We start from the raw sequence: 14,530 nt of genomic DNA, 5'->3' as shown, positions 1-14,530 counted from the left end.
CCCCTAAAACTGGTGCTATTTCGACCAATTTATAACGATTTAATTGAAATTTTATGACTAGGTAACGATATCCAAAAAAGACTACTTTTCATAGCGTTTTTGTGGGCTTTTTGCGTCCAAATCCGCCAGATAATCTAGCTTCTCGCCAATTTTGGTCTCTAAGCCTCGTTTTGTTGGGAAATAGTATTGCTTCTCTCCCATTTCAGGAGGCAGATACTTTTCACCAGCCGCGTAGGCTCCTGGTTCGTCATGAGCATAACGGTATTCTTGCCCATAGCCCATGTCCTTCATCAAAGTTGTCGGTGCATTTCGTAAATGATGAGGCACTTCATATTCAGGAAGGTTGTGCGCATCGGTCAACGCTTGTTTCCAAGCGGTGTAAACGGCGTTACTCTTTGGTGCACACGCTAAATAGACAACCGCTTGAGCAATCGCACGTTCCCCTTCCGCAGGGCCAATGCGAGTAAAGCAGTCCCAAGCTGACATCGCTACCTGCATGGCACGAGGGTCAGCGTTACCGATATCTTCAGAAGCAATCGCCAGCAAACGTCTTACGATATACAAAGGGTCACAACCTGCCGCAATCATTCGTGCCGACCAATACAAGGCCGCATCAGGGTTGGAACCGCGAATTGACTTATGAACCGCAGATATTAGGTCGTACCAAATATCGCCCTTATTATCGAAACGAGCGACTTTTTCACCAGCCACTTCAGCTAACAACTGCAACGTTATCGCTTTCTCGCCTTTGTCGTTGTCTTCTGCCATGTCATACAGCAGCTCAAGATAATTGAGCGACATACGTGCGTCACCGTTGACCAGTTCAGCAAGGCGATCTAAGACGTTATCGGCAAAATTGGCAGACACATCACCCAACCCACGCTGTTTATCTTCGATAGCTTGGCGAATAACGAGGGAGATATCCTCAGTATTGAGAGAAGTCAGTTTGTAGACTCGCGCACGCGACAACAAAGCGTTATTCAATTCAAAAGAAGGGTTTTCTGTAGTCGCGCCGATAAACGTAACCGTGCCATCTTCGATATGAGGTAAGAACGCATCTTGCTGACTTTTGTTAAAGCGATGGACTTCGTCCACAAACAGAATTGTTCTACGCCCGGCTTGCTTGTTTTCACGCGCTTTTTCAATCGCAATTCGAATATCTTTTACGCCCGAGGTTACCGCTGATACGCGTTCAACCTCTGCGCTCGCATAGTTCGCAGCCACTTCCGCTAACGTGGTTTTACCGGTGCCAGGAGGACCCCATAAAATCATCGAGTGAATCTGGCCCGCTTCCAACGCTCTGCGAAGCGGTTTACCTGGAGCCAATATATGCTGCTGACCGATATACTGTTCAACAGTTTCAGGTCTCATACGAGCAGCAAGGGGACGAAAATCTTCGTCCCCTGCAAAATCTAAGCTGTAGTTACTCAATTGCAATCTCTTGATTCGTTGATGGCATCAATGCCTATCGACTTACTACCAAACGATCTGTCAGTTTGGATCAATTTCTTTGGTCGTCGACCTCGACACCTTGCGGCGCCACAAAAGTAAAGCGGTCTGCTGCTGGCTTACCTAAGTCAACATTGCTAAAGGTAAACTCCCCTTTCTGACCATCTTGTTCAATCACATTAAAGCCCTGAACAATGCCCTTTTGGGTGATATTAATCTGGAAATCACCCTGATTAGAATCCACAGCCGTTGGCGTTAGCGTAAATTGATTACCAGTTTGCGCGACGTTGTAGTTGTCCCAATCGCTCTCTTGGTTGCGTGTCAGCAGTACAAAAGGCGTTTGTGATGTTGCTTGTTCTTGCCAGTAAATGCTCACTTGCTCAATGAACGGGCTGTAGTACCACAAGCTTTGACCATCAGATACCAGCAGGTTTTCATCAGGGAACGTAGTTTCCCAGCGGAATAAACTTGGGCGTGCAATCTCTACCGTGCCCTCACCTTCCATAACAACGTCACCATCAGGGCTAGTGACAACTTGTTTAAAGTCAGCACTAAAGCCAGCGTTCAATGCCAAGCGGCTACTCAACTCTTCTTTCGGAGAAGCAAACACTGAGAAGCTCATAAATAAAAGTGCGAATACTTTTTTCATCAATAATCCTGTTAAAACATAAGTCTGTCATATTTTCGATTTGACCGACTTAATGGGTATGAGTTCCTAGTGGAACTAATTTTTTGGTGGTGCTGGCGCTAAGACTTCTCGATTACCATTATGACCCGGAGCACTTACAATACCTTGCGCTTCAAGTTGCTCGACAATACGTGCGGCACGGTTATAACCGATCTTGAATCGACGCTGAACACCCGAAACGGAACCTCGACGTGAATGAACCACGTGCTCGACAACTTGATCAAACAAAGGATCAACTTCTTCATCGCCTTCCATTTTCTCACCCGGTAACAGTGCTTCTGGGGTTTGATCGCCGTTAGTAATCTCTTCAATATAGTTCGGCTTGCCACGTGCTTTCCAGTTATTCACAACCGCATGCACATCGTCATCTGATGCAAAGGCACCATGTACACGAATGGTATGACTAGAACCCGGTGGTAAGTAAAGCATATCACCCATACCAAGTAGCGACTCCGCACCACCTTGATCAAGAATGGTTCTAGAATCCGTTTTAGTCGATACGGTGAAAGCAACACGTGTTGGTATATTAGCTTTGATAAGACCTGTAATTACGTCTACAGATGGGCGTTGAGTTGCAAGAATCAAATGGACACCGGCTGCTCGCGCTTTTTGTGCCAAACGAGCAATCAGCTCTTCTACTTTCTTGCCCACTACCATGATTAGGTCGGCAAATTCATCAACGATCACCACAATGTAGGGCAGCTTTTCAAGCAATGGTGCTTCAGGGTCCATGCTGTCCCCCGGCTTCCATAATGGATCATGAATTGGATGACCCGCATCAGCAGCCATCTTAAGCTTATCGTTGTAGCCTTTAATGTTACGAACACCAAGCGCCGACATAAGCTTGTAACGACGTTCCATTTCGCCGACACACCAACGAAGGGCGTTAGACGCATCTTTCATGTCAGTCACAACTTCAGACAATAGATGTGGAATACCTTCATATATAGACAATTCCAACATTTTTGGGTCAATCATGATGAAACGAACGTCTTCAGGTGATGCCTTGTAAAGCATACTCAAGATCATCACGTTCACACCTACAGACTTACCAGAACCAGTAGTACCCGCAACAAGAACGTGTGGCATTTTCGATAGGTCAGCAATAACCGCTTCACCTGCGATATCTTGCCCGAGGACTACGGTCGTTGGTGATTTCGCTTCTTGGAACTGAGTACTGCTCACCACATCTGAGAAGAATACCGTTTGACGACTCATGTTCGGTAATTCCAAGCCTACATAAGGCTTACCCGGAATAACCTCCACGACACGTACTGCCAATGCAGACAGCGAACGTGCTAAGTCCATTGAAAGTCCTGAGATACGGCTTACTTTCACACCGGGAGCCAAGTCTAGCTCAAATCGAGTAATCACTGGACCAGGGAAAATATCAACTACATCAGCTTTTATCTTGTAGTCCGCTAGTTTCGATTCAACCAGACGAGCAATCGCTTCTAGAGCGTCGCGGTCGATAAAGGTTTCACGTTTTTCAGGGTGGAACAACAATTCAAGTGTTGGCAACGGCTCTGCTGGCTTTGGCAAGTTCACATCTTGCTGAACTAAAAACGGATTTTGTGCCGCTGCCATATTAGCCTGTGCTTTAGACACTTTGCTTTGGAACGCAGCAACATCTTGGTCTTCATGTAAAGGCTCTTCTTCTGCCACTTCTTCCCAAGGAAGATCAACGATAGGATCTTGCCTTTGCTCTATTGATTTCGTAAGTTCAGACTGCTCTTGTCCATTAGACAAAGACTCCGGTTGTTCTGTGTTTTCGTCTTCTGCTCGTTCAACATCAAATTTTGAATTCGGTTCAAAGAACGGATTTTCAGCCATATCAATAGGTGGCTCTTGCGCTGAAAACGCTTGTGACATTTCTCTTTTCTCATCCGCTGATGTCGCATTATCGACGTCAATATCACTAGCAGCACTAACTTGTGACTGATCACTCTGCGCATATTCTTGGTATGAGATTTGAGATTCGAGTGCATCCACCTGATCATGTTCAGCAAGATCATCTTCATACATAGCGGCACTTTCTAACTGTTCTATAGTCGCATTCAACTGTTTTGAACGCTCTACGCCCTCTTCCAATAACTCATTTGTATCTTGATAGACGGGGGGAACAAGGGGCTGCTCTACAGGGACTCTCTCATTGTGAGCTGATGTTTTTTGTTCATTTGAGGAGGCAACCGTCTTATTAGGAGCCTCTACAGGCATGTGGATATTGTAATGGCGCCTCGGCGATGCAGTATCGTCTAACGTGCTTGTAGCAGTCTCTGAAGGCTCAGCTGTCGCAGGGAAACTCATTGCAGGATCAAAAGCGGTTTGATCTGCGTCTTCAGTAAAAGATATATCCCGGTAAGTAGGCTCTTGATGACGCGTTTCAAACCGATCTCGGTCTGCCGACTCCTTCAACTCAGGTTCTAGCAGTTCTTGATCTTGTCCACGTGCTCGATTGACTGCAGACGTAAAAAGTTTGAGCGCGCCTTCGCCTAGCCATTCAACAATACTTAGCCAAGAAATACCCGTTAATAAAGTAAAGCCAGCACCCCATAAGAACAGGAGAACAAGTGTGCTACCAAGAATATTCAGAGTTGGAAGTGCAAGGCTACTTAGTACATCACCAACCACACCACCTGATGAAAAATACCAAATGTCGTCAAAATTGATATCCGCTAGGCCACAACTAGTAAGAATCAGCACAGTGAGCCCAAGTAAGCGAGATCCCCATAACATGAAGTCTATCTGTTCGTCTTCATTACGTTTTCGGAACAGCACCCATGCAGTAACCGTTACCAATATAGGTATCGGGTAGGCCAGAGAGCCAAATATAAAGAAAAGTGTATCCGCTAACCATGCACCTAGATAGCCACCCGCATTTTGAATGTCACCACCCCATGCCGTTTGTGACCATGATGGGTCTGCAGGACTAAAAGTTAATAACGCCACGGCAAGTAGAATAGAGAAGAGAACACCCAGTATGAGGCTGCACTCTTTTAGACGTTGAGAACCACTTAAACGAGGAGACTGAGGCTCTTCACTCGTTTTAATGATAGTTTCTACTTTATTACTGCTCTGCTTGAACATAAACCAACTTAATAATTGAACGAGATAAAAACACAGCGAGCGGACCAAGCCGCTCGTTTCAATGAAACTACTGTTGATTTAACCATATCAAACCAAAAAACCCAATTCCAGAAAGCAAGAAAGCGGAACAAAAGTCCGCTTTCTTTCATTTCATCAATTATGATTAACGAGTCTTAATCACAAGTTGATTAGTTTGTTTCACTTCTTCCATTACCACGTAAGTTCTAGTGTCGTTTACGCCTGGTAGACGCAGCAACGTATCACCTAATAACTTACGGTAAGCACCCATATCGGATACTCGAGTTTTTAGAAGGTAGTCAAAATCACCCGACACTAAATGACACTCTTGGATATCATCAAGTTTCTGAACAGCAGTGTTGAATTGCTCGAACACATCTGGAGCACCACGGTTCAACGTAATTTCAACAAATACTAAAAGTGAAGCATCGAGGTACTGTGGGTTCAGCAACGCTGTGTACCCATTAATGTAACCTTGACGTTCTAAACGGCGAACTCGCTCAAGACATGGAGTTGGAGAAAGTCCTACTCTTTTCGAGAGTTCAACGTTTGAGATACGACCGTCTTTTTGCAACTCATTAAGAATGTTGCGGTCAATACGATCTAGTTCCTTGGACGGCTTCTTATAATTGTCTGCCATTTTTTATTCCACCTTATTACTTCCTTGCAAAAAAATATACTACAACTTTTTAATATTCAGTATCAAATTTTATTTAAACCCATCTATACTAGCTATTAATTCGACAGAATTACCCTACACATAGATAAAACAACCAAAATAAAATAAGGAATCAGGATGATCATTGGCGTACCTAAGGAAATCAAAAACCACGAATACCGCGTTGGTATGACCCCAGCTAGCGTGAGAGAACTCATTTCACACGGCCACCAAGTTTTTGTAGAAACCAATGCCGGTAATGGTATCGGTTTTTCAGACGATGATTACATCGCTGTAGGCGCATCCATTCTTCCTACTGCTGCTGACGTTTTCGCGAAAGCAGAGATGATTATAAAGGTTAAAGAACCTCAAGCTGTCGAGCGAGCTATGCTTCGCGAGGGGCAAATATTATTTACCTATTTACACCTTGCACCAGATTTTCCACAAACTGAAGAGCTTATCAAGAGCAAAGCTGTCTGTGTAGCCTATGAGACTGTAACAGATAATATGGGTCGCTTGCCACTATTAGCACCAATGTCTGAAGTTGCTGGTCGCATGTCTATTCAAGCGGGTGCACAAACATTAGAGAAATCTAATGGTGGTTGTGGCCTTCTTCTTGGTGGCGTTCCGGGTGTTGAACCCGCGAAAGTTGTTGTTGTTGGCGGTGGTGTTGTTGGTGCTAACGCAGCACGTATGGCTGTTGGCCTTCGCGCTGATGTTACAATCCTTGACCGTAACCTAGATACACTTCGTCGCTTGGATGAAGAATTTCAAGGCCGCGCAAAAGTGGTTTATTCTACTGAAGACGCTATCGAGAAGCATGTTCTAGAAGCTGACCTAGTGATTGGTGCTGTACTGATCCCAGGCGCTGCGGCTCCTAAACTGGTTACTAAAGAGCATATCGCTAAGATGAAGCCAGGTTCAGCAGTTGTTGACGTTGCAATAGACCAAGGTGGTTGTTTCGAGACTTCTCACGCAACCACTCACGCAGACCCAACTTACATCGTTGATGACGTAGTTCACTACTGTGTTGCAAACATGCCTGGTGCCGTTGCTCGTACTTCTACTTCCGCGCTAAACAATGCAACACTTCCTTACATTGTTAAACTAGCAAACAAAGGCTACCGCGAAGCGCTTCTGTCTGATGAAGGTTTCTTAGAAGGACTAAACGTCATTCACGGTAAAGTGACTTGTAAAGAAGTTGCAGAGAGCTTTGACCTAGAATACGTAGACCCAGCAGAAGCTATCGCAATGTTTAACTAATGATGTAGTGACTAACTGAGCGTAAATTTTCTCGTTGAAGAGTTCAGTTAATCCACACATTAAAAGCCAGTCCGACATTTCTCGAACTGGCTTTTTTGTATCTGTAACACTATTTTTCAACAGCGATGATAAACGCCCTGTCTGAAACTCGTGTGATTTATCGGTCGCTCTTAACACCATGAATCAACAAGTTTCGAGGCGTGACACTGCGTTCGCAAAACTCTTCGAGAGTTACTTCATAGCCTTGCTCTCGCAAGTAAATAGCTCGATCCAAAGCTAACCATACCTCCAATGGTCGCCTAAAAACTTGTTGAACTAAGCTCAGTTTCTCCATTTCCCAGAAAAGCGTCTCGCCTTGAACCAGATACGATTCAAAGTCGATACCCGAACAAAGTGAGATATTTTTCACTTCGGCCGCCCATAGGCAAAATGACTCAAACCCCTCGGATAACTCTGATTTTTTAATACTCGGTACCGGGATGTATTCATTGATACTACGTTCAGCCTTGAGCAGTTGGCTAAAACCCAAACGATAACTCATCTCTAACTGACGGTGCCTCTTTACCCTTTCTCCACCTGTAACGGTTTCTTGAAGTGGGATTCGTAAATCACTCTTGCTCAATGTCAAATCAGAACTTTTCGCAACCGACGACATCGCTTGGTAGTTTTCATTACGAATAAGATGGTAGCAACAAGGGGAGATAGTGACGGCTGGTAGCCCATGTGACACAGATTTTTTCACTAACTCAACATGCAGATCGCCACAGGCATGCAGTGCTACAGCGTGTTGGTCTGTATTAAAGACATCATCTGCACTTTCAGAAAGCGCATCACCTTGAACAAAGGTCATGTCTAGGCGTTGTGCATCTGCAATCTTTTGTCCGCTTTCACACAGCGATTGCTGCCACTCGAAACTGGTGACTTTTTGCTTCGATTGTTGAGATAAGATTCGACCGAGAAAACCCTTTCCAGAACACCACTCCAACCACTCTTTGCCATGATGGTGTTCAAGCAAAGCTTCACCCATCGAAACAATCTGTTGTAGCTTTCTTCCCGGAATGCCATCTTCGGTACCTCGTGGAAGCGTTAGCCCTTTATGTGCTGTGAAAGTGAACTGAATATTTTGATTCGCTTCCTCTAATTCGGGAAGAAAACCAATAAGCTCTTCAACCAAAGCTTGAGGCTGCTCTTTAAGAATCTGAATATTCTCGATACTCAAGCTATTCAGCCAATCAACAAGCGGCCGATTCACATCAACCCAAGGTCGTTGCTGGGTTTGGCATAGGTGGAAAGGTTCTGAACGCCAGTAAACTTGGTGCTCTAACAAGAATGAGTCGAGTATTTTAAATCGTGAATGCATGCTTCCCCCTATGGTGCGAGGATTGTAGGGGTAAGAAACAGAAATGGAAAGGGTCGATATAAAAGAGAACAGCAAAGAAAGATCGAAATCAGAAAGAAAAACGGCCTGTATCTACAGGCCGAATAAGAATCTAGATTTGCACGATGAGATTAACGAACAGGTAGCTCGATATCTTTAAACATCTCTTCAATCTCATCATTCGATTTAAGAGAGATAGCCTGCTCGACAACAGGGCGCGTTAGGTGAGGTGCAAAACGCTCCATGAAATCAAACATGTAAGAACGTAGGAAGGTACCTTTTCTAAAGCCGATGCTTGTGGTACTTGCACCAAACAGATGGCTGGCATCAATGGCCACCAAATCAGTATCTTGTTCTTGGTCGATGGCCATACTTGCAATAACACCAACACCAATCCCCATTCGAACATAAGTCTTAATCACATCAGCATCAGTGGCTGTAAATACCACTCGAGGTGTTAAGCCAACTTTATTGAATGCAGTATCAAGCTCAGAACGACCAGTAAAACCAAATACATAGGTAACCAGAGAGTAAGCAGCAAGATCTTCGATAGTGATATTTCGTTTTTTCGCCAGAGGATGATCTTTAGTAACAACTATTGAACGGTTCCAATGGTAACAAGGCAGCATAATCGCATCTTGGTAAAGATGAAGCGCTTCCGTTGCAATTGCAAAATTAGCCGTCCCCTTAGCAACCGCTTCCGACATTTGGCTAGGCGTACCTTGGTGCATGTGAAGTGATACTTTTGGGTAACGCGCTGTGAAGCCCTTAATTACATCAGGCAGAGCATAACGAGCTTGAGTATGTGTTGTTGAAATATTCAATGTCCCCATCTCAGGGTGAGTGTGTTCACCCGCAACGGATTTAATACTTTCAACACGGGCTAAGATCTCTTGAGAGATACGAATAATATCTTCACCAGCTTGGGTAACCTGCGTTAAATGTTTACCGCTACGTTCAAAGATCTGAATCCCTAACTCATCTTCCAATAATCTAACTTGTTTACTAATACCCGGTTGAGATGTGTACAAACTCTCTGCTGTCGCAGAAACATTTAGGTTATGGTTTACAACCTCAACAATGTACTTCAGTTGCTGTAACTTCATATTTAACCCCGTAATCCTTTACTCATTTCTGTGATAACTTATTTGTAAAGGGAGCGTTATAGTCTCGTGTAATATAATTAATAGTTATAACGCCTCAAGCCCTAAAATGACAGAAATATTGAGTTTTTATAGGTTAAAAAACAATAATACCAATAACGCTTTGCAACCTACTCCTCATTCTCATACATTAGTTAGTAAGTTTTGATTGCCGATTACGCTCAACAAGAGATAATGATAAATTGCAATTTACGAGTGCCGATACGCCATGGAATCGTGTATCCTTTCTAGTTAGCTATAAAAAACAACAAGCAGACACAAATATATGAATATTGGTTTAATCATTGCCTTAGTAGCCGTTCTTTTGGTGTTAGTTTTAGGCTACAACATCATGCTTCAATATAAAGTTAAGGTAGAAACAGCAAAGAAGCAGGAAGCTTCTCGTTATCTAACCATTATTGACGGAACAGAAGAGTTGATTGGCAATGCTCATCACATGCCTTTTAGCCAAGATCTTCTTGTATGCTTAAATAATCGAATTCTTGATGCGTTGGAAAACATGTATCAACTCGACCCAAAAAATAAGCAACTTGCTCAACGCATCGAAAGTGTAAAACAACAAATCACTCAGCTCAAAGAGAACTATCAAGGTGGCGAGAGCACTACTTTTCGAGTTCCAAGCAGTGACAAGCAGGCGATCATGATGCTTAAATTAGTTAAGCGCCTTCGTGATACGGTGCGTAACGAGCACAATAAAGGCCGCTTCGAGACTCAGGCTTATGTAGTAGAAAACGCCCGTCTAGAAACGATTCAAATTCGAATCAACATCGAGAACGTTATTAAACGTGCAAATGACTCTATCTCTCGTGGACAACCAGGCACGGCAATACAGTTACTACGTAAAGGTATAGATGCACTAGCGACCAAAAACGATTCATATTCTAATCAAGCAAAAGAAAAGCTTCAGCAGATGCTGAACGACCTTGATCAGAAGCGCCTAGATAAAAGCGCACAAGATTTACAACAAATAGAATCTAAAGAGCGTGATGACGATATGGATGCCCTCTTCGGTCAGAAGAAAAAGTGGTAAGAGTTTAACTAAAATGCTTAAAGGCCACTTTATTTCTAGTAAATAGGTGGCCTTTTTTGTGCCTATCGAATTTCTTTTCCCCGTATAGGGAGATCTCTTCAGCTGTGATAGGATCGCGTATTATCAACAAACTTTACTAGACCATGTATCAAGAATTATTAGCTCCAATTCACTCTTTTCTTAAAGCTGACACGCCAGATTCATGGATCGATGAAGCCAAAAAGCCAGAAAACCTTCACATCATTCTACGTGATCACATGCTTTGTGAGCTTAAAGCGGCTCAGAGCGCTCTGTTCCTTATCCGTAAGTACGCGGTTGATAAAGAGAGTGCAAAACAACTGAATGAGTGGATCCTACCATACGAGCAGTTTGCTTATCGTCGTATCGGAGATCTAGAGTCACTTCGTGGTAAAAGCAACGTATCAAAACAAATCACAGCGAAAGATGGCTGCAATTATGGTGCAAACCTGATCGAGAAAATGGTGTTACTGATCAAAGAAGAGCTGCATCACTTCTACCAAGTACTGGAATTGATGGAAAAGAAAGGCGTCACTTACCAACCGATTGAAGCGGGTCGTTACGCTAAGGGCTTGATCAAACAGGTTAAGACTTACGAGCCAGATGCTCTGGTCGATAAACTTATAATCGGCGCCTTCATTGAAGCTCGTTCTTGTGAACGCTTCGCGAAACTTGCTCCTTTCTTAGAAGAAGACATAGAGAAGTTTTACGTATCTTTGCTTCGCTCAGAAGCGCGCCACTATCAAGATTACCTTGAGTTAGCAGAGCAGATCGCAGGCAAAGATATCTCCGAGCGTATTGATCACTTCGCGCAAGTAGAAGCTGACTTAATAACTTCAGAAGACAGTGATTTTAAATTCCATAGCGGTACTCCAGTTTAAGCTCAGCATAGTAAATCCAAACCAATTTATAATTTATGTCTCATCAATAAATAAGAAGGCCAGCAAATTGTTGGCCTTCTTATTTTGCATCGCTATCTACAGATAAACTTACACAAGCGTGCCGTTAATCTCAGCAAGAACCGCTGCAGGGTCTACAGCTTGCGTAATTGGGCGGCCGATAACAAGATAGTCAGAACCCGACTCAATCGCTTTAGACGGCGTCATGATACGCTTCTGGTCCCCAATATCGGCACCTACAGGACGAATACCAGGAGTCACTAGCTTAAACTCCTGACCAAGAGCACCTTTCAGCAAAGAAGCCTCTTGTGCTGAACATACAACACCGTCTAGGCCAGAATTTTTCGTTAGAGAGGCTAAGCGCTGAACTTGTTGTTGTGGCTCCAGGTCCAAACCAATACCCGCCAAATCAGATTGCTCCATGCTGGTGAGTACCGTCACACCGATTAACAACGGACGATCTTTACCATATGGTTCTAAAATTTGGCGAGACGCCGTCATCATACGCTCACCGCCACTTGCGTGCACATTCACCATCCAAACGCCTAGTTCAGCGGCTGCACGTACTGCTTTTGAACATGTGTTAGGGATGTCGTGGAATTTAAGGTCTAAGAATACTGAGAAACCACGCTTATGTAATTCACGAACAAACTCAGGGCCAAACAAGGTAAACATCTCTTTGCCGACTTTTAAGCGGCAAGATGCTGGGTCAATACGATCAACAAAGGTTAACGCATCCGCTTGGTTGTCATAATCCAAGGCTACAATGATTTTTTGGTCGTTCATTTCATCTCCTAACGCAGTTAACTTTCTACAAAATATTTACTCACCTACACATAGCGGGTAATAAATAACAGTCATAAAAATGCAGCCCGAAAGCTGCAATTAAAAATTTGGTCTTAAAATGACCACAAATCTATTCACCATCAAGTCCACGAATAGGCTTGATCGTCCCCCACCCTTTACATGAAGGGCAGTGCCAGTACATTGAGTGCGTTGAGAAGCCACACTGATGGCAACGATAATGCGGCTTAAGCTTCAATTGTTCACCCACCATAGACTGTAGAGTAGTTAAGCTTTCTTTCGCTCGGCCTTCTTCTGCTTCTGCTAGGTGGTAATCGATTAATCGATAAAAACCTTTCATTGTTGGGTTTTTGACAAGTTGCTTAGTCAGTAGTTCTTGGGCTGACCCGACATCTTCATGGTGAGCAACCAACTGAGCAAGCATCAGTTCAGCGGATACTCCGGCTTTCTTCTGAATACAAGCTTTAAGGAACTCGACCAATTGAGCTTCCCGTCCGATCTTGTGGTAACACTCTGCAAGGGTTGGCAATACCTCACTAATAAAGTCGATATCTTGCTCGAGAACCGACTCCAGACAAGTAATTGTCTTTTGATAATCTTCGTTTGCTAAATGGAACTTACCTAAGGCAATGCTAGCACGAACACATTTAGGATCTTCAGATAGAGCCTTCTTAAAGTGTTGAAGTACCTTAGCGCGATTACCATCAGCTTGTTCTTGCATAGCAAGCTCACACCAAAAATGCGCAACGGTCGCACGCATCTTCATTTTCTTCTTACCGAGTTTCACTAAGATATTTCCGTAATGGATAGCTTTGTGCCATTCTCGTGTTTGCTGATAAATAGCAACCAATTGCTGTAGAGCACCCTCTTTATGATCGGGTTCTTCGACAAGCTGTTCAAAGATCTTCTCGGCGCGGTCGAGAAAACCAGAGACCATATAGTCTTTAGCTAACTGTTGTAGTGCGAGGTTTTTCTGATCGAGAGTAAGCCCCGAACGAGAGATAAGATTTTGGTGAATACGAATAGCACGATCAACTTCCCCCCTTGAACGGAACAAATTGCCCAAGGCCAAGTGCGTATCGATGGTTTCATTGTCTACTTGAAGTAGCTCGATAAAGTGATCTACTGCTTTGTCAGATTGGTCCGACAACAGTAGATTCAAACCCGTCACATACTGACGGGAGATCTGGTGTGATTGTTTCTGTTTTTCTTGCTGAGCATTACGATTACCCATATACCAACCATAAGCAGCGGCAATTGGTAAAAGTAAGAACAGTAACTCTAACATCAAATATAGCCTTAAGCTTTAGTGGCAGCAGCTACCTGCTTTGATTGCTTATTAAGCTGTTTTTTCAAGCGATGAATTTTCAGCTGAGATCGCATGTGCATATTACCAAAGACTAACCAAGCAAGGCCAAAGCCTGAAACGAAGACCACACCTAATAAGCTGGATAAGTGGAAGTCACCTTGTGCTAGCAGATAATTGAAGTTCACAGTGGTTTGGTTCTGAGAGCCTAAAGCCAGTGCAATTAGGAAAAGTGCGATAACGGCGACTATTTTTATAATTTTCATAGTTCATCACTCATTGGTTGGTTAGCTGTACGATTATGCAGGAAAATTGCTAATCAGACCACCATATTATGGTCATAAAAAAGCGGCATACATTGTAGTATGCCGCTTTTCTTAATTCCGATAAATGGACTACAATCCTGAATTTACTCTTTCACGTAGCTCTTTACCCGGTTTAAAGTGAGGAACGTATTTACCTTCCAATTCTACCTTGTCGCCAGTCTTTGGATTACGTCCAACACGAGGTTCACGGTAGTGAAGAGAAAAGCTACCAAAACCGCGAATTTCGATTCGATCACCACTTTCTAATGTTGAAGCCATATGCTCTAAAATGTCTTTTACAGCGTCTTCAATTTCTTTAGCAGAAAGGTGCGTTTGCTCAGCGCACAGTCTTTCAATCAATTCAGACTTAGTCATAGTTACCCTCGTTGGTTTTCTTTTTAGAAATTATAGACCTATCGGAAAAATAAGCAAAAAAAAAGGAGCCTTACGGCTCCTTTCTTAGC

Annotated in this window: 13 protein-coding genes; 3 read left to right on the top strand and 10 right to left on the bottom strand. The window is 43.5% G+C overall.

The window, feature by feature from the left end; genetic code table 11:
- Window positions 1–81 precede the first annotated feature (81 nt).
- From WR49_RS09200 to lrp, 4 genes are all read right to left on the bottom strand, one after another.
- Window positions 82–1,437: a replication-associated recombination protein A gene (locus WR49_RS09200; protein WP_231574694.1), complete on the bottom strand. Its 1,356-nt coding sequence runs from the start codon at window positions 1,435–1,437 to the stop codon at window positions 82–84.
- A gap of 64 nt (window positions 1,438–1,501) precedes the next feature.
- Window positions 1,502–2,098 (bottom strand): outer membrane lipoprotein chaperone LolA, encoded by a 597-nt coding sequence (gene lolA / locus WR49_RS09195; protein ID WP_046223800.1) that lies wholly within the window; start codon window positions 2,096–2,098, stop codon window positions 1,502–1,504.
- Between the two features lie 75 nt (window positions 2,099–2,173).
- On the bottom strand, window positions 2,174–5,224 hold the full coding sequence (locus WR49_RS09190) for a DNA translocase FtsK (protein WP_046223799.1): 3,051 nt from the start codon (window positions 5,222–5,224) through the stop codon (window positions 2,174–2,176).
- 163 nt (window positions 5,225–5,387) lie between these two features.
- Window positions 5,388–5,882 carry a leucine-responsive transcriptional regulator Lrp gene (lrp, locus tag WR49_RS09185; protein ID WP_017057048.1) on the bottom strand — a complete coding sequence of 165 codons (495 nt, stop codon included), beginning with the start codon at window positions 5,880–5,882 and terminating at the stop codon, window positions 5,388–5,390.
- A gap of 156 nt (window positions 5,883–6,038) precedes the next feature.
- Between lrp and ald the strand changes: the two genes are divergently transcribed.
- Entirely contained in the window at window positions 6,039–7,163 is a 1,125-nt protein-coding gene (gene ald, locus WR49_RS09180) for an alanine dehydrogenase (RefSeq protein WP_017057047.1), read from the top strand.
- Window positions 7,164–7,320: 157 nt separating this feature from the next.
- Here the strand turns inward: ald and WR49_RS09175 are convergent, their stop codons facing one another.
- Window positions 7,321–8,523 (bottom strand): methyltransferase, encoded by a 1,203-nt coding sequence (locus WR49_RS09175; protein WP_046223798.1) that lies wholly within the window; start codon window positions 8,521–8,523, stop codon window positions 7,321–7,323.
- A gap of 149 nt (window positions 8,524–8,672) precedes the next feature.
- Window positions 8,673–9,647 carry an HTH-type transcriptional regulator CysB gene (cysB, locus tag WR49_RS09170; protein ID WP_046223797.1) on the bottom strand — a complete coding sequence of 325 codons (975 nt, stop codon included), beginning with the start codon at window positions 9,645–9,647 and terminating at the stop codon, window positions 8,673–8,675.
- A gap of 322 nt (window positions 9,648–9,969) precedes the next feature.
- On the opposite strand from cysB, the gene WR49_RS09165 reads away from it, so the two are divergent.
- Entirely contained in the window at window positions 9,970–10,734 is a 765-nt protein-coding gene (locus tag WR49_RS09165; RefSeq protein WP_046223796.1) for a hypothetical protein, read from the top strand.
- 143 nt (window positions 10,735–10,877) lie between these two features.
- The gene (gene miaE / locus WR49_RS09160; RefSeq protein ID WP_046223795.1) at window positions 10,878–11,633 is read left to right on the top strand and encodes a tRNA isopentenyl-2-thiomethyl-A-37 hydroxylase MiaE; all 756 of its coding nucleotides are present in this window, start codon (window positions 10,878–10,880) and stop codon (window positions 11,631–11,633) included.
- 108 nt (window positions 11,634–11,741) lie between these two features.
- Here the strand turns inward: miaE and pyrF are convergent, their stop codons facing one another.
- From pyrF to ihfB, 4 genes are all read right to left on the bottom strand, one after another.
- Window positions 11,742–12,437 (bottom strand): orotidine-5'-phosphate decarboxylase, encoded by a 696-nt coding sequence (gene pyrF / locus WR49_RS09155; protein ID WP_046223794.1) that lies wholly within the window; start codon window positions 12,435–12,437, stop codon window positions 11,742–11,744.
- 130 nt (window positions 12,438–12,567) lie between these two features.
- On the bottom strand, window positions 12,568–13,743 hold the full coding sequence (gene lapB / locus WR49_RS09150) for a lipopolysaccharide assembly protein LapB (protein ID WP_046223793.1): 1,176 nt from the start codon (window positions 13,741–13,743) through the stop codon (window positions 12,568–12,570).
- A gap of 11 nt (window positions 13,744–13,754) precedes the next feature.
- The gene (locus tag WR49_RS09145) at window positions 13,755–14,027 is read right to left on the bottom strand and encodes a LapA family protein (protein ID WP_017057039.1); all 273 of its coding nucleotides are present in this window, start codon (window positions 14,025–14,027) and stop codon (window positions 13,755–13,757) included.
- A 129-nt stretch (window positions 14,028–14,156) separates the two neighbouring features.
- Entirely contained in the window at window positions 14,157–14,441 is a 285-nt protein-coding gene (ihfB, locus tag WR49_RS09140) for an integration host factor subunit beta (protein WP_010439923.1), read from the bottom strand.
- Window positions 14,442–14,530: the final 89 nt, after the last annotated feature.

Origin of the sequence: Vibrio sp. ECSMB14106 (assembly GCF_000972265.1) — a bacterium.
GTDB lineage: Bacteria > Pseudomonadota > Gammaproteobacteria > Enterobacterales > Vibrionaceae > Vibrio > Vibrio kanaloae.
Note: the sequence above shows the minus strand (reverse complement) of the source record. Positions and strands in the feature narration are given on the sequence as shown.

Coding starts and splice junctions, on each gene's coding strand:
- lolA (WP_046223800.1), bottom strand. CDS start 2,098: ATGAAAAAAGTATTCGCACTTTTATTTATGAGCTTCTCAGTGTTTGCT.
- WR49_RS09190 (WP_046223799.1), bottom strand. CDS start 5,224: ATGTTCAAGCAGAGCAGTAATAAAGTAGAAACTATCATTAAAACGAGT.
- lrp (WP_017057048.1), bottom strand. CDS start 5,882: ATGGCAGACAATTATAAGAAGCCGTCCAAGGAACTAGATCGTATTGAC.
- ald (WP_017057047.1), top strand. CDS start 6,039: ATGATCATTGGCGTACCTAAGGAAATCAAAAACCACGAATACCGCGTT.
- WR49_RS09175 (WP_046223798.1), bottom strand. CDS start 8,523: ATGCATTCACGATTTAAAATACTCGACTCATTCTTGTTAGAGCACCAA.
- cysB (WP_046223797.1), bottom strand. CDS start 9,647: ATGAAGTTACAGCAACTGAAGTACATTGTTGAGGTTGTAAACCATAAC.
- WR49_RS09165 (WP_046223796.1), top strand. CDS start 9,970: ATGAATATTGGTTTAATCATTGCCTTAGTAGCCGTTCTTTTGGTGTTA.
- miaE (WP_046223795.1), top strand. CDS start 10,878: ATGTATCAAGAATTATTAGCTCCAATTCACTCTTTTCTTAAAGCTGAC.
- pyrF (WP_046223794.1), bottom strand. CDS start 12,437: ATGAACGACCAAAAAATCATTGTAGCCTTGGATTATGACAACCAAGCG.
- lapB (WP_046223793.1), bottom strand. CDS start 13,743: ATGTTAGAGTTACTGTTCTTACTTTTACCAATTGCCGCTGCTTATGGT.
- WR49_RS09145 (WP_017057039.1), bottom strand. CDS start 14,027: ATGAAAATTATAAAAATAGTCGCCGTTATCGCACTTTTCCTAATTGCA.
- ihfB (WP_010439923.1), bottom strand. CDS start 14,441: ATGACTAAGTCTGAATTGATTGAAAGACTGTGCGCTGAGCAAACGCAC.